The organism is Patiriisocius sp. (genome assembly GCF_051252435.1).
Taxonomy (GTDB): domain Bacteria; phylum Bacteroidota; class Bacteroidia; order Flavobacteriales; family Flavobacteriaceae; genus Patiriisocius.
On sequence record NZ_JBPOFW010000002.1, the window covers coordinates 196,173 to 221,678 of the forward strand.

The 25,506-nt window shown below is 36.7% G+C and carries 18 protein-coding genes and 1 pseudogene; 10 read left to right on the plus strand and 9 right to left on the minus strand.

The window, feature by feature from the left end:
* Positions 1-9 precede the first annotated feature (9 nt).
* The 5 genes from ACSHW7_RS05990 to tsaD all read right to left on the minus strand — a co-directional run bounded on the left by ACSHW7_RS05990 (position 10) and on the right by tsaD (position 3,330).
* Complete coding sequence (locus ACSHW7_RS05990) at positions 10-516, minus strand: TrmH family RNA methyltransferase (protein WP_435678424.1); 507 nt, start codon at positions 514-516, stop codon at positions 10-12.
* A gap of 12 nt (positions 517-528) precedes the next feature.
* Entirely contained in the window at positions 529-1,176 is a 648-nt protein-coding gene (locus ACSHW7_RS05995) for a DUF4159 domain-containing protein (protein WP_435678425.1), read from the minus strand.
* A 41-nt stretch (positions 1,177-1,217) separates the two neighbouring features.
* Positions 1,218-1,445 (minus strand): hypothetical protein, encoded by a 228-nt coding sequence (locus ACSHW7_RS06000; protein ID WP_435678426.1) that lies wholly within the window; start codon positions 1,443-1,445, stop codon positions 1,218-1,220.
* A gap of 135 nt (positions 1,446-1,580) precedes the next feature.
* Positions 1,581-2,297 carry a 16S rRNA (uracil(1498)-N(3))-methyltransferase gene (locus ACSHW7_RS06005; protein ID WP_435678427.1) on the minus strand — a complete coding sequence of 239 codons (717 nt, stop codon included), beginning with the start codon at positions 2,295-2,297 and terminating at the stop codon, positions 1,581-1,583.
* A gap of 10 nt (positions 2,298-2,307) precedes the next feature.
* Entirely contained in the window at positions 2,308-3,330 is a 1,023-nt protein-coding gene (tsaD, locus tag ACSHW7_RS06010) for a tRNA (adenosine(37)-N6)-threonylcarbamoyltransferase complex transferase subunit TsaD (protein ID WP_435678428.1), read from the minus strand.
* 112 nt (positions 3,331-3,442) lie between these two features.
* On the opposite strand from tsaD, the gene ACSHW7_RS06015 reads away from it, so the two are divergent.
* The gene (locus ACSHW7_RS06015) at positions 3,443-7,819 is read left to right on the plus strand and encodes a translocation/assembly module TamB domain-containing protein (protein ID WP_435678429.1); all 4,377 of its coding nucleotides are present in this window, start codon (positions 3,443-3,445) and stop codon (positions 7,817-7,819) included.
* Positions 7,820-7,907: 88 nt separating this feature from the next.
* On the opposite strand, the gene prfB is transcribed toward ACSHW7_RS06015, so the two are convergent.
* A protein-coding gene (gene prfB, locus ACSHW7_RS06020; protein ID WP_435678430.1) for a peptide chain release factor 2 occupies positions 7,908-9,021 on the minus strand; the annotation gives its coding sequence in 2 pieces (ribosomal slippage) (positions 7,908-8,957 and positions 8,959-9,021; 1,113 coding nt in all).
* Positions 9,022-9,171: 150 nt separating this feature from the next.
* Between prfB and ACSHW7_RS06025 the strand changes: the two genes are divergently transcribed.
* The 4 genes and pseudogenes from ACSHW7_RS06025 to ACSHW7_RS06040 all read left to right on the plus strand — a co-directional run bounded on the left by ACSHW7_RS06025 (position 9,172) and on the right by ACSHW7_RS06040 (position 15,190).
* Positions 9,172-11,601, plus strand: a complete 2,430-nt coding sequence (locus tag ACSHW7_RS06025; RefSeq protein ID WP_435678431.1) for a zinc-dependent metalloprotease — start codon at positions 9,172-9,174, stop codon at positions 11,599-11,601.
* A gap of 93 nt (positions 11,602-11,694) precedes the next feature.
* The gene (locus ACSHW7_RS06030) at positions 11,695-12,717 is read left to right on the plus strand and encodes a threonine aldolase family protein (protein WP_435678432.1); all 1,023 of its coding nucleotides are present in this window, start codon (positions 11,695-11,697) and stop codon (positions 12,715-12,717) included.
* A gap of 1,248 nt (positions 12,718-13,965) precedes the next feature.
* A pseudogene (locus ACSHW7_RS06035) lies at positions 13,966-14,550 on the plus strand (OmpA family protein); the annotation flags it as partial.
* A gap of 130 nt (positions 14,551-14,680) precedes the next feature.
* Entirely contained in the window at positions 14,681-15,190 is a 510-nt protein-coding gene (locus ACSHW7_RS06040) for a thioredoxin family protein (RefSeq protein WP_435678433.1), read from the plus strand.
* A gap of 84 nt (positions 15,191-15,274) precedes the next feature.
* Here ACSHW7_RS06040 and ACSHW7_RS06045 read toward each other — a convergent pair whose 3' ends face one another.
* Positions 15,275-15,601: a YbaB/EbfC family nucleoid-associated protein gene (locus ACSHW7_RS06045; protein ID WP_435678434.1), complete on the minus strand. Its 327-nt coding sequence runs from the start codon at positions 15,599-15,601 to the stop codon at positions 15,275-15,277.
* Positions 15,602-15,665: 64 nt separating this feature from the next.
* On the opposite strand from ACSHW7_RS06045, the gene ACSHW7_RS06050 reads away from it, so the two are divergent.
* The 3 genes from ACSHW7_RS06050 (at position 15,666) to ACSHW7_RS06060 (ending at position 20,332) form a co-directional block, all read left to right on the plus strand.
* A complete protein-coding gene (locus ACSHW7_RS06050; RefSeq protein ID WP_435678435.1) occupies positions 15,666-17,801 on the plus strand; it encodes a S9 family peptidase in 2,136 nt (711 codons plus the stop codon).
* Between the two features lie 74 nt (positions 17,802-17,875).
* Positions 17,876-18,913 carry a PLP-dependent cysteine synthase family protein gene (locus ACSHW7_RS06055; protein ID WP_435678436.1) on the plus strand — a complete coding sequence of 346 codons (1,038 nt, stop codon included), beginning with the start codon at positions 17,876-17,878 and terminating at the stop codon, positions 18,911-18,913.
* Positions 18,914-19,072: 159 nt separating this feature from the next.
* On the plus strand, positions 19,073-20,332 hold the full coding sequence (locus ACSHW7_RS06060) for an aminotransferase class I/II-fold pyridoxal phosphate-dependent enzyme (protein WP_435678437.1): 1,260 nt from the start codon (positions 19,073-19,075) through the stop codon (positions 20,330-20,332).
* A gap of 75 nt (positions 20,333-20,407) precedes the next feature.
* On the opposite strand, the gene ACSHW7_RS06065 is transcribed toward ACSHW7_RS06060, so the two are convergent.
* Together ACSHW7_RS06065 and ACSHW7_RS06070 are read right to left on the minus strand one after the other, a co-directional pair.
* Complete coding sequence (locus ACSHW7_RS06065) at positions 20,408-21,526, minus strand: GTP cyclohydrolase (protein WP_435678438.1); 1,119 nt, start codon at positions 21,524-21,526, stop codon at positions 20,408-20,410.
* 32 nt (positions 21,527-21,558) lie between these two features.
* Complete coding sequence (locus ACSHW7_RS06070; RefSeq protein ID WP_435678439.1) at positions 21,559-22,617, minus strand: transporter; 1,059 nt, start codon at positions 22,615-22,617, stop codon at positions 21,559-21,561.
* 104 nt (positions 22,618-22,721) lie between these two features.
* On the opposite strand from ACSHW7_RS06070, the gene ACSHW7_RS06075 reads away from it, so the two are divergent.
* Both ACSHW7_RS06075 and ACSHW7_RS06080 read left to right on the plus strand, forming a co-directional pair.
* Positions 22,722-22,982, plus strand: a complete 261-nt coding sequence (locus tag ACSHW7_RS06075) for a DUF4834 family protein (RefSeq protein ID WP_435678440.1) — start codon at positions 22,722-22,724, stop codon at positions 22,980-22,982.
* Positions 22,983-23,064: 82 nt separating this feature from the next.
* Positions 23,065-25,506: a YfhO family protein gene (locus ACSHW7_RS06080; RefSeq protein ID WP_435678441.1), complete on the plus strand. Its 2,442-nt coding sequence runs from the start codon at positions 23,065-23,067 to the stop codon at positions 25,504-25,506.

A 25,506-nucleotide genomic window follows, 5' to 3' on the forward strand; every position in this document is an offset into this window, starting at 1 on the left:
AAAACGAAATTAACAAAGTTTTGTTAATGAAAAGAGTGCAATTGAAGTTGCTTGAACGACGTTCATACTACTGTTTTTTCCTTGCATCTCAATATGTAAATTTGTATTGGCAAACTTTAATACCTCCTCAGACACGCCTTTTTTTTCATTACCAATAATAAGAACGGTGGTTTTTGATTTGTCCACTTTAAAGATTTCTAAAGGAATGCTTTGTGTGGTGAGCTCCAACGCTATAATTGAAAAAGAGTTCTTGCTGAAAGTTTTTAAAATATCAACGATATCTAAATCGTCTTCAAATGGGATTATTTTCTCTGTGCTTCTTGCTGTTCTTTTTAATCTTGAAGAGCTTAAATCAATTTTATTTCCGCAAAAAAGTATTTTAATAATACCTAAAGCTTCACAAATCCTGAATAGAGCACCAATGTTGGCAGGACTTTCTAAATTATCACAAACCAGAATAATTTTGGGGACGTCGCCGGAGAAGTTTGTTTCGTCGTGAGATAATTGCGTTGCCACTAACTAAGAAGTCTAATTTTCAAAAGCGTATTTAACTATATTTGCACCCATTCTCAAAGCTTTTAGCCTTACAGCCTCAGGGTCATTATGTACTTCTGGATTTTCCCATCCATCACCAAGGTCACTTTCAAAAGTATAAAGTAAAACGAGTCTTCCATCTATTTCAATCCCGAATGCCTGTGGACGAGAATTTTCGTGTTCATGAATTTTAGGGAGTCCGTCCGGAAATTTAAAATGATACGAAAAAATTGGGTGGTTGCCAGGAAGTTCTTTTAAATCCTGATTGGGGAATAGCTTAACAATTTCTTTTCGTAAATATTGGTCCATTCCATAGTTGTCATCAATATGCAAAAAACCGCCACTCATTAAATAGTCTCTAAGATTTTCGGCCTCCTCTTGCGAAAAGAAAACATTACCGTGACCTGTCATATGTAGTAAGGGATAGTCAAAAATATCAATACTTCCAGGAGTAACTGTTTTAGTTTTATCATCTAAAGTTGTGTCAATTTGTGAATTACAAAAGGCGACCAAGTTAGGCAACGCAGTAGGATTGCTATACCAGTCACCACCACCGCCATATTGCAATACGGCAATATCCTGACTAAATAAAATAGCTGGAAATAGGAATATAAATAATAATGATTTTCTAAGTATCGTCATAATACTCAAAAATAACAAATGAATAGGATAAGCAATCTTAATTATAGAAAAGATTTTCTATTCATTAACGTCGCCGACATGTGCGTAAATTTCATCCAATCTTCTTTAAGTGATTGCTCAAAACTAACAACTTCAATATCAGTTTGAATGTCATTAATCAATTTATTGATATGGCTAATGCCAAAAGGAGTTAATTGTGGAGTGGAGATTCTCGTATTTAACTTCTTTGATTGTGAGGAGATTTTCTTTTTTTCTAAAAGTAAATCCAAAATATGTGTTTTTAATTATTATATCGTGAAAGGTAGGTAATTTGCAAGGAAAATTCTTACGCCGATTAATCTTTTAGATAAACTTTAACTAAAATCCCTCAAAAGGTCTGAAAATTAACTTTTTAAGTATTTTGGTTAATGGTTTTCAAAGTGAAAAGCAACACTATGACTTGCTACAATTGCTGCCGTCTCTGTTCTTAATCGATTTTCTCCTAGACTAACGGGAGTAAAATTATTGGCAAGAGCATTGTCAATTTCTTGCGTTGAAAAATCACCTTCGGGACCTATTAGGATTATAATGTCCTTCTGAAATTTTAATTGAGATTTCAATGATTGTTTTTTTGAATCTTCACAATGGGCAATAAAACAACTCGTTTCGGTTTCCGAAGAAATCGTTATAAATTCTTTGAAAGAAATTGCTTCGTTTAAAATTGGAAAATACGCTTTCAACGATTGCTTTGCCGCACTTTGAATTATTTTTTGATATCGTTCGGGTTTAATGATTTTTCTCTCGCTGTGGTCGCAGATGATAGGTGTGATTTGAGTAATTCCTATTTCGGTGGCTTTTTCTAAAAACCATTCATAGCGGTCATTTAATTTAGTTGGGGCAACGGCTAAATGTAAATTGTAGGCTGGTTTTGGTTGTTTTTCAACAGAGTCAATATGAGCAATGCACTGTTTGGGGTTTGAACTCTCAAGGGTTGCTTTGTAGAAATTTCCACAGCCATCTGTCAAGTCAAGAACGTCACCCACTTTTTTGCGCAATACTTTAATTATGTGCCGGCTTTCTTCTTTTTCAAAAAGGACTTGCGTGCTAGCTGGCGTCAATGAAGGATTGTAAAAAAGTTGCATTTTAAATACTTTAAAGTTTTAATCGAGCTGCTGCAACCACATTAGTGTCTGCAATGAGTCCTGCTTTTAATTTTAATTCGCCCACGATTGCAATCATAGCGGCATTATCTGTACAAAATTCAAATCTTGGAATGTGCGTTTTCCAGCCATATTTTTTTTCTCCTTCTTTTAGTGCTTTACGAATCCCACTATTCGCCGAAACACCACCGCCAATGGCAATCTCTTTAATACCCGTATGTTTTACAGCATTTTTTAATTTATCAATCACATAGTCCACAATAGTAAATTGTAAGCTGGCACAAATATCTGCCATATTTTCGGCTATAAAATTTGGATTTTCAGCGGTCTGCTTTTCTACAAAGTACAACACCGAAGTTTTCAAACCACTAAAACTAAAATCCATAGGCCCAACTTTTGGCTTCGGAAATTTGAAGCGTTTTGGGTCTCCTTGCTGCGCATATGTATCAACCAAAGGACCGCCAGGGTAGGTAAGCCCTAAAATTTTAGCGCTCTTATCAAATGCTTCGCCAATGGCATCATCGATAGTTTCGCCAATGACTTCCATTTCAAAATGGCTGGTCACTTTTACAATTTGAGTATGGCCGCCACTAATGGTCAATGCTAAAAATGGAAAGTTGGGAATCTCTTGTCCTTCAGCCTTTATAAAATGTGCTAAAATATGTGCTTGCATGTGATTAACATCAATCAAAGGAATGTCCAATCCATAGGCCAAAGACTTTGCAAATGAGGTGCCAACGAGCAACGAACCCATCAATCCGGGACCCCTTGTAAATGCTATTGCGCTTAGTTGTTTTTTGTCGATATTTGCCTTTTTTAAAGCTAAATCAACAACAGGCACAATGTTTTGTTGGTGCGCTCTAGAAGCGAGTTCGGGGACAACACCGCCGTACTCCTCATGTATTTTTTGAGTAGCAACAACATTGCTCAATATTAAGCCGTTGTGAATAACAGCCGCCGCAGTATCATCGCAAGAAGATTCAATACCTAATATGTATTTGTTTTCGCTATTCATTTTGTTTAAGGCATATTTATTGGTTGTAAAATTATAACTTTAAAAGCGTATCAAAAAATTAAGAAAAATAATAGTCCGAACCTTTGTAATCATCGCATTACTGCTTTTGCTTGTGGTTATTATTTTATCTATTCCCGCTGTTCAAACGCGAATTGCAACAAAGGTAACAGATGGTCTGAACGAAACATACGGCACTGATATTCATGTAGATAGACTAGGTTTAAATTGGCGCGGCGAGGTGGATGCACGAGATATTTATATTGCAGACCATCATCAAGATACCCTAATTTTCACGGAGCAATTACAAACAAATATTATAAGCTTCCGTAATTTGATTTCTGGTGATTTGGGCTTCGGAAATATTAATCTCACTAAAGCTAAATTCTACGTTAAAAACTATAAAGGTGAAGAAAGTGACAACCTAAGCATTTTCGCTCAAAAATTTAATGACGGTTCTATTGAAAACACCTCTGTTTTTGAGCTTTTCAGTAATGATGTTACGATTACAGACAGTCAGGTAAAAATTATTAATGAAAATCTATCCAATCCTGATGTTTTTAGTTTATCAAATTTAAACTTGGAGGCTTCTGATTTTAAGGTGGTAGGCCCCGAAGTTTTTGCAAACATTGAATCGCTTTCTCTTACTGCTGCGCGAGGCTTCAAAATTAAAAATTTGAAAACAGATTTTACTTATGGACTGACAAAAATGACGCTCAGAGATTTAGTTCTGGAAACTGGTGATACAAAGTTGGTTGGAACAGTTTCCATGGGTTATGAGAATGGTTTTGATGATTTTGAAAACAACGTAATCTTAAATGGAGATTTTGAACCTTCGGTGATTGCGACGAATGATTTAATGTCTTTTTATGACGAATTCGGTAAAAATCAGATAATAGATTTCCAAGGAAAAATAAATGGTACGCTCAATGATTTTTCATACACAGATGCTGAGTTAAGCACAGGAAGTACGAGACTTTCTGGTGCTTTTTATTTTAAGGATTTATTAAAAGGAAGTGATGCTTTTAACATTGAAATGCAAAATCATAAAGTAAACACGAGTTATTACGATTTAAGAAGATTTTTACCTAATATTCTTGGCCCAGTACTTCCAGAACAGTTAAAGGACTTGGGAGTATTTAATTACAATGGAAATACTAAAATTAACAGCATCAAACTTGATACAGATGGAGTATTTACTAGCGATATTGGTTATGCTAAAGCCAAATTGCTTATCAATAATTATAGCGAAACCAACAGAGCAGATTACAAAGGTAAATTGGTGCTTGACAAGTTTAACATGGGTAAACTTGCGGGAACAATCTCATTGGGAAAAATTACTGCAAACGTAAATTTTGACGGTCGCGGTTTTACACAAGAATCGGTTGATACTTCTATTGATGGAACGATAAGTTCGTTTGAATTTGAAGGGTATCAATATCAAAATATTTCGGTTTCCGGGAAATTGAAGAATCCATTATTTAATGGAGATTTAGTTATTAATGACCCTAATTTAAAGGTGGAGTTTAAAGGGCTGGTAGATGTTTCAAAAGAGTTTAATCAATATGATTTTGAGGCAGATGTTACCTATGCGGAGCTTAATAAATTAAATCTTTTTAAAAGAGATAGCATTTCGGTCTTTGCGGGAAAAGTGATAATGAATATGGACGGAACCACCATTGATAATGTGGTGGGAACGGTTAATTTTAAAGAGACTTTTTATCAAAGTGAGGCTGATGATTTTTATTTTGACGACTTTAAAATAACTTCTTCCTTTAATAATGAGGAACGTATCATCGAAGTTAATTCGCCAGATATTGTAAATGGTAAGATTTCGGGGCAGTTTTTACTTGAGGATATTCCTAATCTTTTTGTCAATGGAATTGGTAGTATTTACGCCAATTATATTCCGCAGGAGGTAACGACTGATCAATATATAAATTATGAATTTACCGTATATAATAAAATAGTGGAAGTCTTTGTCCCGCAATTGCAGCTGGGCGAAAATTCAAGGATAAAAGGTTCTGTCTCTTCAGATCAATCTAAATTTAAATTAGACTTTAAATCGCCTGAAATTATCATTTTTGATTACTATTTTCAAAAAATGAATGTTCAGGTTGATAACGACAATCCTCTTTTTAATACTTATGTTTCTATAGATTCAATCTATACTGGTTTTTATAATGCAATAGATTTCAGCTTAATAAATAAAACGCTAAACGACACACTTTATATCCGTTCAGAATTTAAAGGAGGCAAAGCAAAAGAGGACATTTTTGATCTCTCTTTATATCACACCATTAATCCGGCCGGTAAGTCTGTTGTTGGGGTAAAAAAGAGCAGTATTGACTATAAAGGCAATCGATGGTTTGTTAATGAGGATAACGACAATTTAAATAAAGTTACGTTTGACGACAATTTTAAGCAGGTTCAAATTGATAGTCTCATGCTCAATCATGACGAAGAACGTATTTCTTTGGGAGGTCGTTTGCGCGATTCTACGTATAAAAACCTCAAAGCACGATTTACAAATGTAAATATTGGCAATCTAGTACCGCCCGTGGACAGTTTGCGACTCAAAGGTACGATGAATGGCTCACTCGATTTCTTGCAGGAAAATGGGGCATATTATCCTAATGCAGATATTACCATTGATAAAATTGACATCAATGATATTGAATTTGGTGACCTCACGCTGGAAGTTGCAGGAAATGAAAATCTCACCCGTTACAATATCAATACTTCGCTGGTCAATAATGACGTAAAATCCATTAATGCTGTGGGTAGTATTGATGTGGCTAAGAAAAATCCGCAGATAGATTTGGACATTCGTTTAAACGACTTTAACATGCAGGCATTCAGTCCTTTTGGAGCAGATGTGGTGAGTAATATTCGAGGGCTTGCCTCAGGATCTGCAAAAGTGGACGGTAATTATAAAGAACCCAATATTTCTGGACGTTTGAATCTTCGAGATGCAGGATTGCTTGTGCCTTATTTAAATACAGATTTTGATTTGGACAATAGCACACAAGTGGTTTTGACTAAAAATAAACTCGAAATTGCCCGCACAAATATTACTGACACGAAATATAAAACAGAGGGGGTATTCTTCGGAAATGCAACACACGATAATTTTAGTAACTGGGCATTAGAACTCAATATCGAGGCACCCGAACGTTTACTTGTGTTGGACACACCGCCAGACGAAGATGAATTATATTACGGTACCGCATTTATTAGCGGAAGTGCAGTTATTGCAGGCCCAATTGATGAGCTTGCTATCGATGTTTTTGCTACTACCGAAAGAGGAACCACGTTTAAAATACCATTAAGCGACACCCAATCCATTGGAGATGATAGTTTTATAAAATTTTTATCTCCCGAAGAAAAACAAGCGCGCATTAGCGGAGAAAAAATTATTACCGAAGAAGTAAAAGGACTTTCCATTAATTTTGACCTCGACATCAACGACAAAGCCGAAGTAGAAGTTGTGGTGGATAAAGTTAATAATTCCACCTTAAAAGGTAGGGGAGCGGGTACGCTTTTAATTCGTTTGGACACTAAAGGGAAATTTAACATGTGGGGAGAATTTACCGTGATTGAAGGATTATATGACTTTCGATATAGTGGCATTATTCAAAAGAAAATAGCCGTTGTTCCCGGCGGAAATATTAATTGGGACGGCCTTCCAGAACGTGCGAGACTTGATATTAGTGCAAAGTATAGTACAGATGCAAATCCATCAGTATTATTAGACAATCCAACATTCAACCGAAACATTCCCGTTGATGTGATTATTGACCTCACTGGCGAAATTATCCAACCCAATTTAAATTTCAGAATTGAATTCCCAAGAACGGGTGCAACCGTATTGAGTGAATTGGAATTTAAATTACAGAATGAAGAAGATAGACAAAAGCAAGCGCTGTTTGTCATTGCAACGGGCTCATTCGTAAATGACGAATTTCAAGGAACAAACGCATTCACGGGAACGCTCGCAGACAGAGTGAGCGGGCTTGTAAATCAACTTTTTGCTGACGAGGACGGAAAGTTTAGCGTAGGTTTAGATTACTCACAAGGAAGTAGACTGCCCAATGCCGAAACTTCCGATAGAGTGGGTATCACGTTACAAACGCAAATTAACGAGCGCATACTCATTAATGGTAAAGTGGGAGTACCCGTTGGTGGTGTAAGCGAAACGGCTATCGCGGGTGATATTGAAGTTCAATGGCTTATCAATGAAGACGGGACTTTACGTATGAATTTCTTTAACCGCCAAGCCGATATTCAATTTATTGGGGAAGACCAAATTTTTGAGCAAGGATTAGGAATGTCTTATTCTGTTGACTTTGATACGTTGAGTGAATTGATTGACAAGCTTTTCAATAAAAAAATCACAAGAGAAAAGAACTACGAGCAAACGCCAATTATCCCAGATGACAATTTACCTCCAGTGGATCTTAATCAAGATGGGATTAGAGATGAAGATTGAGCTGTGTTGAGTTGAGAAAATGATGTTCACTTTGATTATCAAGTATAATGATTTTGAAATTTCATAAAATACTATAATACACAATAACTTAAACCATCTCATTCGCTCCATCATTCTTTTGCCCCATCATCATTAAATAGGCCTTTAAAAACTCATCAATGTAGCCATCAAGTATGGCATCTGGATTGGTGCTTTCGTGATTGGTACGAACGTCTTTGACCAATTTGTAAGGTTGGAGTATGTAATTACGAATTTGCGAGCCCCATTCAATCGCCATTTTGTTTCCTTCAATTTCGGCACGTTGCGCTTGTTGTTTACGGAGTTCGATTTCGTAGAGTTGCGACTTGAGCATTTGCATAGCCTTTTGTCTATTTTCTAATTGAGAACGAGTTTCGCTGTTATGAATGATAATTCCGCTGGGCTTGTGAGTCAAGATAGCTTTTGTTTCCACCTTGTTTACATTTTGCCCACCGGCACCAGAGCTACGTGCAAAATCCCAAGAAATATCGGCAGGGTTGATGTCGATTTCTATAGTATCATCAGCCAACGGATACACATAAACACTAGCAAAACTAGTATGTCTCTTAGCATTACTATCAAAAGGCGAAATACGTACAAGACGGTGCACACCATTTTCTCCTTTTAACCATCCAAAGCTAAACTCCCCATCAATCTCCAAAGTCACGGTTTTAATCCCAGCAACATCCCCAGATTGATAATTGAGTTCCTTTACTTTATACCCATTTTTCTCTGCCCACATCAAGTACATGCGCATGAGCATGGCTGCCCAATCACAACTTTCAGTACCTCCGGCGCCGGCTGTTATTTGTAGTACGGCACTCATAGAGTCGCCTTCTTCGCTCAGCATATTTTTAAACTCAATAGCTTCAATGGCATCTGAAGCTTCGTGGTAGCGTTTCTCTACATTTTCGGCAGTCCCTTCGCCTTCTTTGAAAAATTCGTAAATTACTTCGGCATCTTCATAAAGAGTGACAGCATCTTCATAATCTGAAACCCATTTTTTCTTGTTTCGAAGCACTTTCATAAAAGCCTCGGCTTCTTGTGCATTGTTCCAAAAATTGGGGTCAAAAGTTTTCTCCTCGTCGTTCTGTATTTCTATTTCTTTGCCATCAATGTCAAAGATATTGCCTTAACGCGTCCAGGCGGTTGCGAAGGTCTTGGAGTTGGTCGTTTGTAATCAAAGCTTTAAATTTTCAGTAAAAGTAGGGCTAATATTAAATTGTGCCAACTTAAAATATGTCGAAAAGTAACTACCTCATTCAAACCAATCCTAAGTGTCTCGACTACAAAAAATTCAGTAGTTTTATAAATTATACAATTCCATACGTACAATGAAACAAATTTTAATTATTCTCTGCTCATTTTTTCTCTTCGGAAATGTAGCCACACAAGCCCAATTTCTTGAATCAAAAAAAGAATTGCAAACTTTTAACGGCTATTTTAATTTTCATTATTCTGAAAAAGAAGGAGAAATCTATCTCGAGATTCCGAAATCTTTTATCGACAAAGAATTCCTCTACGTACATTCATTACGAACAGGATTGGGTAGCAACGACATTGGTCTCGACAGAGGACAGTTGGGCGACCAAGCTTTGGTTAAATTCGTAAAAAGCGGAAACAAGTTACTCTTAATACAACCTAACTTAAAATTTCGGGCAGAGACTGAAAATGAACTCGAAAGAAAATCCATAAACGAAGCGTTTGCAAAATCGGTGTTGTTTGGTTTCAGTATAAAAGAAACAAAAGGAGAGAATTACATTATTGATCTCACGCCATTTTTAATGGAAGACGCCCACGATATTGCAAGCAAATTAAAAAAGCAAAAGGAAGGAACGTATAAAATTGATGCCACGCGAAGTAGTGTGTGGATGGAACGCACAAAAGCATTCCCAAAAAATGTAGAATTTGAATCGCTCCTCACATTTAAGGGAGAACCCACAGGTAAAAACGTGGCTAGTGTTGCGCCAGATGGCAAAGCAATTTCAGTGATTCAGCATCATAGTTTTGTTGAGTTGCCAGATTCAAATTACAAACCTCGCGAGTTTGACCCTCGTAGCGGTAGTTTTGCAATTGATTATTTGGATTACAGCACGCCCATTTGGGAACCCATTAAAAAACAATTTATTACAAGACATCGGTTGACTAAAAAGAATCCCACCCTTGAAATTTCAGAAGCCGTTGAACCCATTATCTATTATTTAGACCCAGGAACACCAGAGCCAGTAAGGTCTGCGCTAATAGACGGTGCACGTTGGTGGAACGAAGCTTTTGAGACGATTGGCTACAAAGATGCATTCCAAGTAAAGCTGTTACCGGACGATGCCGACCCTATGGATGTGCGTTACAATGTAATTCAATGGGTGCATCGAAGTACCCGCGGATGGAGTTATGGCGGTAGCGTTATCGACCCACGCACGGGCGAAATCATCAAAGGCCACGTAAGTTTGGGGAGTCTGCGTATTCGACAGGATTTTATGATTGCGCAGGCATTGATGAACAAACCTTTTGCAGAGCGCGATGATAATTATCAGCCTATGCTGGATATGGCTTTGGCGCGTATTAGACAGTTATCTGCGCACGAAGTGGGCCACACCTTAGGATTTGCGCACAATTTTGCAGCGAGTGCCACAAAAAGGTCGAGTGTGATGGATTATCCACATCCCACATTGAGTCTTGCAAATGGTGAAGTTGATTTCAGAAATGCTTACGCCATCGGCATTGGCGATTGGGATAAAGTGACGGTTGCATATAGTTATAGCGATGCAGATGGTAATAATGACTTCGGAAATGAAAAACAACGATTAAATGCGATATTGAAGAAAGCAAGCGACAACGGAATGAGATACATCACCGACAGTGATGCCCGAGCCCAAAATGGAGCACATGCAACCGCACACCTTTGGGACAATGGAAAAAACGCTGCCCTTGAGCTTGAAGATATGTTGCGACTGCGCGCGGTTGCAATGGAGAATTTTTCTATAGATAATATTAGGGATGGTGAACCGTATTCGGTTTTGGAAGATGTATTTGTTCCGTTATATTTTTACCACCGCTTTCAAACCGAAGCAGCTGTAAAGTTAATAGGAGGAATGGATTACAATTATGCAGTAAAGGGTGATGGGCAACTCGTTCAAAAAGTACTCTCAAAAGCAGAACAATTGAAAGCATTGCAAGCTGTTTTAAAAACGATTTCACCTTCAACGCTATCAATACCTGAGAATACTTTAGCTTTATTTCCACCGCGCGCTTATGGCTACTCTAGAAATAGAGAATCTTTTAAAAGCAACAACGGCGTTGCTTTTGATGCTATTGGCGCAGCATCCACAGCTAGCGAAATGACCTTGAAGTTATTGTTGAACCCGCAACGCGCAAATCGCCTCATACAGCAGAAAGCGATGGATATAGATGCGCTAGGTTTTGCTGAAGTAGTTGAGAAATTAGTTGATGCATCTTTCGGAAATGTGAAGGGTAGCAATTATGAACAAGAAATTTATAGAACGGTACAATTTAATGTATTACAGCATTTGATGAATGTTTCGGTGAGTAAACAAAGTATTCCCCAAACAAAGGCAATTGCGATGGAAGGAATACAGAAAATTTCAAACCGAATGAGCAAAGGCAATAACGCTTTTGAGGTATTTTTACTTTCAGAAGTTGATAATTTCAAAAAGTTTCCAGAGAAGTTTAAAGTAATGGCTGCGCCAAAGATTCCAGATGGGAGCCCCATTGGGAGTTTTGATTGTGGTGTTACGGATTATTAATTTTGAGCTTAGAAATTTTCGGTTGTTTAAAATTTCAAAATAATAAAATAGAATATTAATATAATGAGATTCCCATTTTTATGGGAAATAAATATGATAATAGATTTAAGAAGTGATACAGTTACAAGACCAACACCTGGAATGATGGAGGCAATAATGAATGCAAAAGTGGGTGATGATGTTTATAAAGAAGATCCATCGGTCAACGAGTTGGAGCAACGTGTAGCTGAGTTTTTTGGGACGGATGAGTCGTTATTTTTTCCTACTGGAAGTATGGCAAATCAAGCTGCTATTAAGCTCCACACCCAACCGGGCGAGCAATTAATTTGTGATAAATGGGCGCATGTGTATAACTATGAAGGTGGAGGCGTTTCGTTTAACAGTGGCGTTTCTTGTAAACTCATTGATGGTACAAGAGGTATGATTACCGCGGCTCAAGTAGCAGAACATATAAATCCGCCAGATTTTTACCACAGTCCGCTAACGTCGCTTGTTTGCTTGGAGAATACTACCAATAAAGGAGGAGGAGCATGTTATGATTTTGCTGAAATTATAAAAATCAAAGATGTTTGTGATGCAAATAATTTAGGGTTACATCTTGATGGTGCTCGTTTGATGAATGCACTCGTTGCTACAGGACAGAATCCAAAGGATTTTGGAAATGTTTTTGACACCATTTCACTTTGCTTTAGTAAAGGATTGGGCACTCCCATGGGGACTGTACTCACTGGGAAATCTAGTTTAATGAAAAATGCAATACGTATTAGAAAGATATTGGGAGGAGGTATGCGACAAGTTGGTTATATGGCTGCCGCTGGTATCTATGCTTTGGATCATCAAGTTGAAAGAATCAACGATGATCATAAAAAAGCACGGGAGATTTCAGAGGCATTATCGTCACTTTCGTATATTAAAAATGTTGAACCAACTGAAACGAATATTGTTATATTTTATTTGGGTGATGAAATTTCCGAAGCCAGTTTTATTTCATATTTAGAAAAGAATAATTGCAGAATAAGCAACATGGGTCATGGAAAATTACGCATTGTTACTCATCATGATTATACGAGTGAAATGCATACACATCTTCTTGATTTATTGGGGAATTATAAATAAATTATAGAGTTGCTTAAGCATTTAAACGCCTTTTAGTGTTAGTTGTCGAAAACGCTATAGCCAAATTCTAATTTTGGCTATCTTTAGAATGCTGTGTTTCATATAAATGTAATTTTACTACATAATTTATAAATCCTTAAACCATCTAACATGAAAAAAATTATTTTATTAGGTTTTGCTTTTTTAGTTGCTCAAGCAACTTTCGCGCAAGATCTTCCAACAAATCCGGAACCAGGAAAGTGTTACGTACGTTGCGTAACTCCTGACGTTTGGGTAAACCAAACGGTGACCGTTCAAACATCACCAGAGTATAAAAAATTAAGCGTTGTACCTGCTCAGTATACTACGGAAACTGTGACAGTTGAGTCTAAAGTAGCAGCTCAAAACTTAGAAGTAATTCCTGCGGAATATACAACCGAGTCTTTTAGCATAGTTACTAAAGAGGCTGCCCAACGTTTAATCACTATTCCTTCTGAAAGAAATACTACGACTGAAACTGTTGTAACCGAAGAACCAAGTTACAGCTTGAGAGTTGTACCTGCTGTTTACGAAAATCAAACTTTTGAAGTGGTTACGCAACCAGCCTACCAAAAGATTGAAACTGTACCTGCTGTGTACGAAACTAGAGATGTAACGATTACAGTGAAAGAACCTTCTCAGAGAATGGAAGTGGTTCCAGCTGAATTTGGTACTGAAACTGCTACTTACAACAAAAGAGAATATGGTTCTTCAATTAGTACGACACCTGCATCTTTTACTACAGACTACGAAACAGTAGAGATTAAACCTGCTACTGCTCGTTGGGAAATGAGCGATACTCCTGCTGCTGATTGTGCTTCAAGTGATCCTAACGATTGTCGCTACTGGTGTTACAAAGGTATTCCTGCGGAATATACAACTGTACCGGTACAACGTTTGTCAAACGACGCGTCTTTTGTTAAGACTCCAGATTGTATAGACGCTAACAATGGTGGTGAACCATGTGGACAAGGTACTTATACAAGAACAGTACTTGTTAGACCAGCTTCAACAAGAGTTATCGACATTCCTGGTGAAACTACAACAGTGCAAACTACAGTGATGGTAACACCTCCTACTACTAGAATAATTGATGTTCCTGAAGTAAGAAAAACAATGACAAAAAGAGTTATGGTAACTCCTCCTACTACCGAGCGTGTTGAAATCGCTGGTTCTTCTTCAACATACAAGAAAACTGTCTATACAAACGAAACAACTCGTGCTGAAGAAATTCCTGCAGTATCCAAAACGTTTACTAAAAGAGTTATGTCAACACCCCCTACTACTAGAGCGATTGATATTCCTAACCAAATGAAAACTTTAAAAGTAACTAAGTTGGTTTCTGATGCAAGAGTAGAAGAAGTAACTGTACCTGCTGAAACTAGAACAGTAACTAAAGAAGTGCTACAAACAAAAGGAGGTCTTACTACATGGAAAGAAGTTGAATGTGCTCTGGTTGAGTACCAAGCACTTCCTATTAATTGGAACTTAGGTTCTGCTACATTAACACCTCAAGCTAAAAACCTAATCGACACTCGTTTGATGCCAGTATTGGCTCAAAATCCAGGTGTGAAGTTAGAGATTGCTTCTCATACAGATTCAAGAGGTGGATCAACATCTAACCAAGATCTTTCTGAAAGAAGAGCTCAGGCAGTTGCTGCTTATCTTCAGACAAAAGGAGTTAATGGAAGCTTATTGGTAGCAAATGGTTTTGGTGAGCGTAGACTTACTAACAGATGTAAAGACGGGGTTTCTTGTACTGAGCGTGAGCACGCTGCAAACCGTCGTACTGAGTTTAGATTGATCAATAACTAAGGTTTTTGAAATTCATATAAGCGAATTTAAGTCAATGATTCGTTTGAAGAGAATTCCCATTAATTTGGGAATTCTTTTTTTTTGCGCATCTTTGGCATACATTGTGTAAAAAGACACTAAAATTTATACTATGAAAACGTTACTATCTATTCTTTTAATTGGTTTTACAGCATTGGGGTTTTCTCAAGAAGTCTATTTTGAAGATGACGTTGAAGATACTGAGGTTGTTGAAGAGCAAACATCCAATCTTAGCTGGATGACCAATATTGATGAAGCCATTGAACTTTCAAAAGAAAATAACAAACCTATATTGATATATTTTAATGGGAGTGATTGGTGCTCACCTTGTATTGCTTTAAAAGAAGACTTTTTTGAAACCACTGAGTTTGAAGAAAAAGCCGACAAATTAATTTTAGTAATGATAGATTACCCAAGAAGAAAGGACCTGCTTTCTGCAGAACAAATGGCCTATAATAGAGAGATGATTACCAAATATAACAAAAGCAAGACGTTCCCTAAATTAGTCATGCTTAATAAATATGGTAGTGAAGTAGGGGATTTATCTGGATACAGTTCTTTTAATACCTATCACGATACCTCGCATCATTTCAACTTTATAGATAAATATATCAATCATTAATTTAAGTATAGCACGAAACACAAAACCCTGAAATTTAAAATTTCGGGGTTTTGTGTTTTAAAATTTCAGAAGTAAATTACGCTACTATTTAAAGAGACCATCCATTCCAGGAATATTAGGCATCCCATCTTTTGCTACTGCTGCTAATTCAGTTTCGTTAACATTTGTGGCTTTTTCAATTGCCTTATTCAAAGTAAGAATCAGATAATCCTCTAATTGTTCTTTGTCTTCCAATAGCTTTGAATCAACCTCAATATTTTTGATTTCTCTATTAGCAGTTAGCGTTATTTTTAATAAGCCATCGTTACTCTGCTCGTCAATGAGCACAGAGTTTAATCGCTCTTTTGTCGCTGCTACTTTTTCTTGGGTTTCTTTTAGTTTTCCCATCATTCCCATTAAGTCTCCAAACATAGATTTAATTTTTAGTTATGTGCAAATTTAGTACTTTACCGCCCTAAACTTCAACTAAATCTTTATGAAATATTCGGCTATTGTAGTGATTGCTTCTGCTATTTTTGCAATCTCTTGTAACAACAAAGAAAACCCAAAAAAATCTATGGATATTACTCCTCCTAAAGTTGATAAAATTGCAAAGAATTTAGAAATGCACGGCGATGTGCGTGAAGATGGATACTATTGGCTCAATGAAAGAGAAAATGCTGAGGTGATTGATTATTTAGAGCGTGAGAATGATTATTATGCAAAAATGACAGCCCATACAAAGGATTTTCAAAAAGATTTATTTGAAGAAATGAAAGGCCGAATCAAAGAGGATGATGAGTCAGTCCCTTATAAATTGAATGGTTATTTTTATATCACTCGCTATGAGACCGGAAAGGATTATCCTATTTACACTCGTAAAAAAGAAACCTTGGATGCCGAAGAAGAAATACTGTTTGATGTAAATACTATGGCAGAGGGTCATTCATATTACAACTTAAACGGGATTAATGTAAGCCCGGATAACAAACTTGTTTCCTTTGGGGTTGACACGGTGAGTCGTCGTAAGTACACCATTTATATTAAAAATTTAGAGTCGGGGGAAATCTTAAAGGAAAATATACCACTAACTACCGGCGGTGCCACGTGGGCAAATGATAATAAAACATTGTTTTACACTAAAAAGGATGAGGTAACACTAAGGTCAAACGAAATATACAGGCATACTTTAGGTACTTCGTCGGACCAAGATGTGAAAGTCTATACAGAGGAAGATGATACTTTTGGCACCTATGTTTATAACACGAAATCAAAAAAATATATTGTCATAGGTAGTTATAGTACGCTTTCTTCAGAATTTAGGGTTTTGAATGCAGACACTCCAAATGGCGATTTTAAAATATTTCAGAAAAGAGAAAGAGGGTTGGAATATGATATTTCTCACTTCGGAAATGATTGGTACATTGTCACAAATAAAGATGGAGCTACAAATTTCAAACTCATGAAAACTTCTGAAGATAAAACTTCAAAAGAAAACTGGGTGGACGAAATCCCGCATAGAAAGGAAACACTTTTAGAGGATATCGAAATTTTCAAAGACTATTTAGTAGTTAGCGAAAGAACCAATGGACTCAACCAAATCAATATTAAAAGATGGGATGGAAAATCAGATTACTACTTGCCATTTGATAATGAAACTTATACAACTGGTACCGGTGCAAATCCAGAATTTGATTCAAAAATACTGCGTTATGGATATACTTCTTTGACTACACCTTCTTCGACCATTGATTTTAACATGGAGACAAAGGAGAAAACGGTCCTTAAAGAAACTGAGGTTCTTGGTGGAAAATTTGACAAAGACAATTATGAGTCTAAGAGAGTTTGGGCAACTGCGGCAGATGGGACTAAAATTCCAGTATCGATAGTTTACAAAAAAGGAATGAAAATGGATGGCACAAATCCATTATATCAATATGCCTACGGTTCTTACGGAGCAACTATTGATCCTTATTTTTCAACAACACGATTGAGTTTGTTGGATAGAGGATTTATTTACGCAATCGCTCATATTAGAGGAGGGCAGTATTTAGGAAGACAATGGTATGAAGATGGAAAGTTACTGAAAAAGAAAAATACATTCACAGACTTTATAGACGTTTCAAAATTTCTTATCCAAGAAAAATACACTTCCAAAAATCATTTATATGCGGCTGGAGGATCAGCTGGTGGTTTGTTGATGGGAGCTGTGGTAAATATGGCACCTGAACTTTACAACGGTGTTGTTGCATCTGTCCCTTTTGTGGATGTAGTTACTACAATGCTGGATGATTCAATTCCATTGACAACGGGAGAATATGATGAGTGGGGAAATCCCAATGAAAAGGAATATTATGAATATATGAAATCGTATTCACCTTACGATAACGTAAAAGCTCACGAATATCCAAATATGTTAGTGACTACAGGACTTCATGATAGTCAAGTACAATATTTTGAACCGGCTAAATGGGTAGCGCGATTGAGAGAATTGAAAACAGATGATAATGTACTTTATTTAGACACAAACATGGAAGCTGGGCATGGTGGCGCTTCTGGAAGGTTTGAAGCGCTCAAAGAGGTTGCAAAACAGTTTGCATTCGTCTTTGATCTAGAGGGTATTACAAAATAGAAAGATTATTTTGTATCTTTGCACAGTATTAAAATGGGAATGCAGTTCGCATTATTTTTAATCAAATTTCCTCTATGAAAGAAATAATTAAAGCGAATAGCAATATTCTGGAGTTAATTGGGAATACCCCGTTAATTAAACTAAACAGGATTACTGAATCGTTAAAGGGTAATTTCTATGCAAAAGTAGAAGCATTTAACCCAGGGCATTCTTCAAAAGATAGAATAGCACTTTACATACTAGAACAAGCTGAGAAAAAAGGCATATTAAGCCCGGGCGACACCATCGTTGAAACAACAAGTGGTAACACGGGTTTTAGTATTGCAATGGTAAGTATCGTTAAAGGATATAAATGCATTCTTGCAGTAAGTTCAAAATCTTCAAAAGATAAAATTGATATGCTTCGCACCATGGGTGCTGAAGTTCATGTCTGTCCTGCACACGTGCCAGCTGATGATAAGCGCTCGTATTATGAGGTTGCAAAGCGAATTCATGAAGAGACCGCAGGATCAGTGTATATCAATCAATATTTTAATGAGCTCAACATTGACGCGCATTATCATACTACGGGTCCCGAAATTTGGAATCAAACTGGCGGACAAATAACACATTTAGTTGCGTGTAGCGGAACTGGAGGAACTATTTCAGGTATAGGTCGTTTTTTAAAAGAACAGAATCCGAATATTCAAATTTTAGGAATTGATGCCTACGGAAGTGTTTTACAGAAATACCACGAAACAAGAGAGTTTGATAAAAATGAAATTTATCCTTACCGAATTGAAGGTTTAGGTAAAAATCTAATCCCATCAGCTACAGATTTTGATGTTATCGATTCATTCACTAAAGTGACGGATGAAAGTAGCGCATTAACTGCAAGAGAAATTGCCAAGACCGAAGGTTTATTTGTTGGATATACAAGCGGTGCTGCCATGCAAGGAGTTAAGCAACTTGCCGAAGATGGTACTTTTGATGAAAACAGCAATGTAGTAATATTATTTCCAGACCACGGTTCACGCTATATGAGTAAAATTTATAGTGATGAGTGGATGGAACAGCAAGGTTTTATTGATGAAAATTCAGAAACAAGTGTTGCTGTAAACTATATAAAATAAACGGATGTGTTCCGTATTTAAAATTTCCGAAGTATGATTGCTTCGGAAATTTTTGTTTATAATAATTTTGAGTGTCAAATTTTAGCCAAATACTTCAAATCTTATGTTTTGAAACTTTATTTGATTAATTTTGCGACTCACTAAAACGTGTGACTATTGATGAAAGATTTATTTGATAAGATTTACAAAGATAAAGGTCCCTTAGGTAAGTGGGCTGAGGTAGCAGAAGGATATTTTGTGTTCCCTAAGTTGGAAGGTCCCATTTCTAATAGAATGAAATTTCAAGGAAAAGAAGTTATTACTTGGAGTATCAATGATTACTTGGGATTGGCAAATCACCCAGAAGTGCGTAAAGTAGATGCAGAAGCAGGTGCCCAGTACGGTTCGGCATACCCAATGGGTGCTAGAATGATGAGCGGTCACACAGATTTGCACGAACAATTACAAGATGAGTTAGCAGCATTTGTGAAGAAAGAAGCAGCTTACTTGTTAAATTTTGGGTATCAAGGAATGGTGTCTACTGTGGATGCTCTTGTTTCTAAAGACGACGTTATTGTTTATGATGTTGATGCACACGCGTGTATTATTGACGGTGTTCGTTTACACATGGGACAGCGTTTTACATACAAGCACAACGATATGGAGAGTATCGAAAAGAACTTAAAGCGTGCTACAAAAATGGCAGAGAAAACTGGCGGAGGAATTCTTTTGATTTCTGAAGGTGTTTTTGGAATGCGCGGTGAGCAAGGAAAGTTGAAGGAGATCGTTGCTTTAAAGAAAAAATATAATTTCAGATTATTTGTAGATGATGCACATGGTTTTGGAACACTTGGTAAAACAGGTGCTGGGGCAGGTGAGGAGCAAGGAGTGCAGGATGAAATTGATGTTTATTTTGCAACGTTTGCAAAATCATTGGCAAGTACAGGAGCATTTATTGCAGCCGATCAAGAGATAATGGACTACTTGAAGTATAACTTGCGCTCACAAATGTTTGCGAAGTCATTGCAAATGCAATTAGTCGTAGGTGCTTTAAAGCGTCTAGATATGTTGCGTACTATGCCAGAGCTTAAAGAAAAGCTTTGGGAAAACGTAAACGCATTGCAGGGTGGTTTAAAAGCAAGAGGTTTTGATATAGGAACAACACAGAGTTGTGTAACACCTGTTTATTTGAAAGGTACCGTACCAGAAGCAATGGCGTTAGTCAAAGACTTAAGAGAAAACCACGGCGTATTTTGTTCTATCGTTGTGTATCCAGTAATCCCAAAAGGATTAATTTTATTGAGATTGATACCAACTGCAACACATACATTAACAGACGTAGAAGAAACACTAGAGGCATTTTCAGCAATTAGAGAGAGACTAGAAAATGGTACCTATAAAAGGTTGTCGGCTTCAGTTGCAGCTGCTTTTGGAGAGTAATCTAATAATAATAGTTATTACTAAAAACGACCCTCTGAAAAGACGGTCGTTTTTTTAGTTTGTTATTTTTTTGTTTTACAATTCTTTCCTAAATGTACTGCGCTCTTTATGTTGCACGGGTTCATAATCTTTCCACAACAATTGTACGGCTGTGTTCTCAATAAGCTCTGGGTTAGTTTCCACTTTATCAATCCCTTTTGAATTGAATAAATATTGCATCTCTTCAAAAATTATTGCAGTAACGCCCTTTCCTTGATATTCTGGGTCAATCCCTATTAAATAGAATGCAGCTCTATCATTCTTTCGTTGCGCTTGCCATAAATGATACCATCCAAAAGGAAACAAAGAACCATTCGCTTTCTTTAATGCTTTACTGAAAGAAGGCATCACAATCGAAAATGCGATAAGCGTACCTTTTTTATCTTTGATACAAGTAATATAATCCGGTTGAATAAATCCGAAATATTTCTCTTTATAATAATCAATCTGGTATTGCTGAATAGGAACAAATGTTTGTAAAGAATTGTATGTTTTATTTAACAATTCAAACATTGTATTGACATACGGTAAAATTTCTTTTTTATTTTTAAATTCAATGACTTCAAGTTCATAGCGCTGTTTTACGATACTAGAAAATTTGGCTACTTTTTCCTTGATAGTAGGTGGAATAGAAAGTCTATATTCCACCCAAGTGGCTTGCTTTTCAAAGCCCAATTTTGCTAGATGCTCTGCATAATAAGGAAAGTGATACCAAGTAATCATGGTGTTTAATTCCTCAAAACCTTTGGTCAAAATACCGGCTTTTTCCATATTACTGAAACCCACAGGACCTTCAGCATATTCTAGGTTATGCTTTCTTCCTGCTTCGTATACCTTTTCGAGTAGTGCATTTGTCACCTCAATATCATCAATCATATCAAGCCAACCAAAACGCACTTTCTTTTTTCCTATTTCCTCAATCTCAAGCCTATTGATTATAACGGCAATACGTCCTGCAATCTTACCGTCTTTATAGGCTAAGTAGTAATTTGCCGTGGCATTTTTGAATACGGGATTTTTTGTTTTATCTAGGGTTTCCATCTCATCATTGGTCAAAGATGCAACCCAATAAGGACTATCATTATATAGCTTAAATGGAAATTTAACAAACTTCTTAAGCTCTTGCTTTGTATTTACCTCTTGTACTGTAATCATATTTCAATCGTCCAGTTTCCTAACCTTGTTTATTAATTTTGACCACCATCTCCGTCGCCATCTTCTTCCTCAAAACCATCTTTTCTGTTCTTTGATTTGTTCTTTTCTTTCTTTTCGTCCTTTTCTTTTTTGTTCTTATTTTTTTCTGCTCTTCTTTTTTCTCTTCCCGCTTTACCTTTTTCCTCGATAAATTCATCCTCATCGTGCATGTCAAAACGATATGAAACACCAATGCGTCCGTAAAGTCGGGTAGGAGTGTCTTTTAAACTATATAACAAGGAGGCATCTACTTGCCAATCTTTAGTAATCAAAGCAGCGGCACCACCTCTCAATAATTGGTCAGCATACGCATCACTTTTAAATCCTTGATTTTCTACAAAGATTGAAAACCAATCAGTAATCGTGTTGGTCAACGTAACAATATATCCATATTCGGGATTTTCTGTGGTTACTCTATTGGCAATTATGTTTGTCACTAAAACAAACCCGCTTTTAAAATTGTTTTGGGTAATTACCGCAACCTTTGGGCTAATACTCAAACCTTCTTGAACAACTGTATAATTATTCGTGAACTTTCCCTCCGGGTTATCAATAAAATCAAAATTAGCTCCCACATATCCAGATATCGCTGGAACCAAATCCCTCCATTGAAATTTATTATTCGCTTTCCAACTGTATAAATTGGGTCCTTCTAAATCACGCTTTCGGTAAGGATCGTACACTAGATATTTAGCTCCTAAAGTATTGGAGCGGAAATTGCTATAAACCACATCGCCAGCAGTACTCGTTCTAGTGTCTGTAATATTATTTGATTGAAATTCTCCGTTAAAAATAACTTCTAATTCCTCTTTGAACAATCCATATCGCACTGCATAATCAATCGCAAAAGCACTTGTTTCAGTTTGTAATAATCTGTGTTCCTCTTTCCCTAAACCAAAACCTCCTTCAAGTTGCAGCACTTTTGTCCCCACTGCAAAAGCTCCTTGAGAACCGCCAGGTCTATTGTTATTAATGGTTTCGGTGTATTGTGCGACTGCTGCTTGCCCTAAAAAAAAGACAAGTAGTATTAGCAATTTACAAGAGTATTTCATAGGTCTGGGTTTAAGTCAAAGATATAAGATTTTATCATTTATTTAAGATGTCAATACGGTCTTTTTGTGCCACTATTTGTATTTTTGAGGTCGATTTCAATACTATGGAGACTTTATTAAGAACGTTACTAATTATCCTTATCGCATATTATGCGTTGAAATTGATTATCAAATTTGCCACCCCATACTTTCTAAAATATGTTCAAAAGAAAATGGGACAAAAGTTTGAAGATGCCTTCGGAAATATGCAACAACCAAAACAGCAACAAGAAGAAGGAAAAATAACTATCGATAGAGTACCTTCAAACGCACAGAAAAAATCGAAAGTTGTTGGTGAATATGTCGATTTTGAAGAGATAGATTAAAGCCACCTCATTTCCGAAGATATACAACTCATTTCTCTTTTATTTTTTATAATTTTCGGCTTTTCAATTCCAAACGCTGTTTATGAATTTTTCCTTTAAAAAAATACTTCCACATCTCATTGTTTTAATCGTTTTTGTCATTGTTTCTTTGGCATATTTCAGTCCCGTTTTGCAAGGTAAAACGATAGCGCAAGGTGATATCATGCAACATAACGGAATGGCGAAAGAGCTTCGCGATTTTAGAAAGACAAACGATTCAGAAACGTATTGGACAAATAGCGCTTTTGGAGGAATGGCAACCTATCAATTAGGTGCACAATATCCCCACAATTACATAAAATCGCTGGATAATTTAATACGATTTTTGCCACGCCCAGCCGATTATCTTTTCCTTTATTTTATAGGAATGTACATCCTCTTTTTAGTGCTGAAACTTGACTACAAACTCGCACTTTTAGGAGCATTGGCATTTGGATTTTCAACCTATCTTATTATAATTCTCGGTGTGGGGCACAATGCTAAAGCACACGCAATCGCTTATATGCCGCTAGTTCTCAGCGGAATCATCCTCACATTTAGAGGAAAGTACTTATACGGATTTTTATTGACGACAATCGCCATGGCGCTAGAATTATCAGCAAACCACTTACAGATGACCTATTATTTATTGTTACTCGTTTTATGTGTTGGTATTGCTTATTTGATAGATGCGTTTAGAAAAAAAATGGTGCCATATTATTTTAAAGCCGTTGGTATTATGGCCGTTGGAGTTTTCATCGCTGTGGGTTTAAATGCCACCAATTTAATGGCTACAAAAGAATATGCAGATACTTCCACAAGAGGCACTAGCGAACTTACCATCAACCCGGACGGTAGTCCAAAGGTTGAAACTGATGGTCTTGACTATGATTATATCACTGAATATAGCTACGGAAAATTAGAATCCTTTAATCTTTTTATTCCACGATTTATGGGTGGTGGGAGCAACGACAATTTTCCAGAAGATTCAGCTACTGAAAATGCTTTATTGCAAATGGGAGCAACGCCACAACAGGCAGTCGATAATATGCGATATTTACCCATTTATTGGGGAGACCAGCCCATTGTTGCTGCTCCGGCATATATTGGTGCCGTTGTTATATTTCTTGCAATTTTAGCATTATTTCTAGTGCGTGGACGATTGAAGTGGTGGGTGTTGAGTGCTTTCTTTTTGAGTTTGTTGTTATCATGGGGAAAGAATTTCAGTTTTCTAACTGATATTTTTATAGATTATGTGCCACTGTATAATAAATTTAGAGCGGTTTCATCCATACAAGTAATCATTGAGCTAGTGATGCCAGTACTTGCTGTTGTTGGTTTACACCAATTTTTGAAAAATTTTATTTCCGAAGAAAAAAGGAAGAAAGCGCTATTATATGCTACTGGAATAACTGGAGGAATCACGCTTGTTTTTATCCTTTTTAAATCCACTTTATTCAATTTTGTAAGTCCTTACGATGGCGGAATTATCGATGCGATGGGAGCACCTTTTATGGATGCAGTTATAGAAGATAGAATGGCGGTTTTCACAAGTGATGCCCTTCGAACATTAATATTGGTATTATTATCAGCAGGTGTTTTATTCTTATTTCTGAAATCTAAATTAAGAGAAATTGGCGTCATAGTTGGACTATCTGTTCTATTGTTATTTGACTTAGTGGGCGTGGACAGACGTTATGTAAACAATGACGATTTTGTGCAGGCAAGAGTGATGGAGCAGCCGTTTCAAAAAACAGCGGCGACATTGCAAATAGAAAAAGATGATGAATATTTTAGAGTGTATGATTCGCAAAATGGATTTAACGGTGCGCAAGCAAGTTATTATCACAATTCGTTAGGGGGCTATCACGCTGCCAAGCCGAGAAGAATGCAGGAAATAGCAGATTTTTATATCAATCAAGGAGATATAGGAATTTTAAATATGATGAATGTTCGCTACATTATTACACGCAGTAAAAATGGGGCAGAAGTGGCACAACGTAATCCGTATGCAAATGGTGCCGCTTGGTTTGTTGAAAATGTACAACCCGCAAATGATGCGAACGAAGAAATTTTATTGCTTGATAGTTTGAACACAAAGAAAACGGCTGTCATCAATAAAGAGTTTTTATCAAAAATTCCTACAAATAAAATAGTTCGAGATAGCACTGCAACTATTGAATTAGTAAGTTACGAACCCAATCATTTAGTGTACGAGGCTGCAACAAAAAGTGAGCAACTTGCTGTATTTTCAGAAGTGTATTATCGAGATGGTTGGAATGCTTATATCGACGGAACACCCGCTGATTATTTTAGAGCAAATTACGTATTGCGCGCAATGGTCCTTCCAGAGGGAATTTCAAAAATTGAATTCAAATTTGAGCCACAAGTCGTTAAGACCGGTAGCACAATATCGCTAGCAAGTGGCATTGTTTTCTTGCTATTGTTATTGGGAGGTTTCTTTTTAGCGTATAAAAAATCTTCTAAAGAACCTTCCAATTCTTAA

What these genes read in the sequence shown, in the direction of transcription:
- ACSHW7_RS05995 (WP_435678425.1), bottom strand. Translation starts at nt 1,176, where the DNA reads ATGACGATACTTAGAAAATCATTATTATTTATATTCCTATTTCCAGCT.
- ACSHW7_RS06005 (WP_435678427.1), bottom strand. Translation starts at nt 2,297, where the DNA reads ATGCAACTTTTTTACAATCCTTCATTGACGCCAGCTAGCACGCAAGTC.
- tsaD (WP_435678428.1), bottom strand. Translation starts at nt 3,330, where the DNA reads ATGAATAGCGAAAACAAATACATATTAGGTATTGAATCTTCTTGCGAT.
- ACSHW7_RS06025 (WP_435678431.1), top strand. Translation starts at nt 9,172, where the DNA reads ATGAAACAAATTTTAATTATTCTCTGCTCATTTTTTCTCTTCGGAAAT.
- ACSHW7_RS06030 (WP_435678432.1), top strand. Translation starts at nt 11,695, where the DNA reads ATGATAATAGATTTAAGAAGTGATACAGTTACAAGACCAACACCTGGA.
- ACSHW7_RS06040 (WP_435678433.1), top strand. Translation starts at nt 14,681, where the DNA reads ATGAAAACGTTACTATCTATTCTTTTAATTGGTTTTACAGCATTGGGG.
- ACSHW7_RS06045 (WP_435678434.1), bottom strand. Translation starts at nt 15,601, where the DNA reads ATGTTTGGAGACTTAATGGGAATGATGGGAAAACTAAAAGAAACCCAA.
- ACSHW7_RS06050 (WP_435678435.1), top strand. Translation starts at nt 15,666, where the DNA reads ATGAAATATTCGGCTATTGTAGTGATTGCTTCTGCTATTTTTGCAATC.
- ACSHW7_RS06055 (WP_435678436.1), top strand. Translation starts at nt 17,876, where the DNA reads ATGAAAGAAATAATTAAAGCGAATAGCAATATTCTGGAGTTAATTGGG.
- ACSHW7_RS06060 (WP_435678437.1), top strand. Translation starts at nt 19,073, where the DNA reads ATGAAAGATTTATTTGATAAGATTTACAAAGATAAAGGTCCCTTAGGT.
- ACSHW7_RS06065 (WP_435678438.1), bottom strand. Translation starts at nt 21,526, where the DNA reads ATGATTACAGTACAAGAGGTAAATACAAAGCAAGAGCTTAAGAAGTTT.
- ACSHW7_RS06070 (WP_435678439.1), bottom strand. Translation starts at nt 22,617, where the DNA reads ATGAAATACTCTTGTAAATTGCTAATACTACTTGTCTTTTTTTTAGGG.
- ACSHW7_RS06075 (WP_435678440.1), top strand. Translation starts at nt 22,722, where the DNA reads ATGGAGACTTTATTAAGAACGTTACTAATTATCCTTATCGCATATTAT.
- ACSHW7_RS06080 (WP_435678441.1), top strand. Translation starts at nt 23,065, where the DNA reads ATGAATTTTTCCTTTAAAAAAATACTTCCACATCTCATTGTTTTAATC.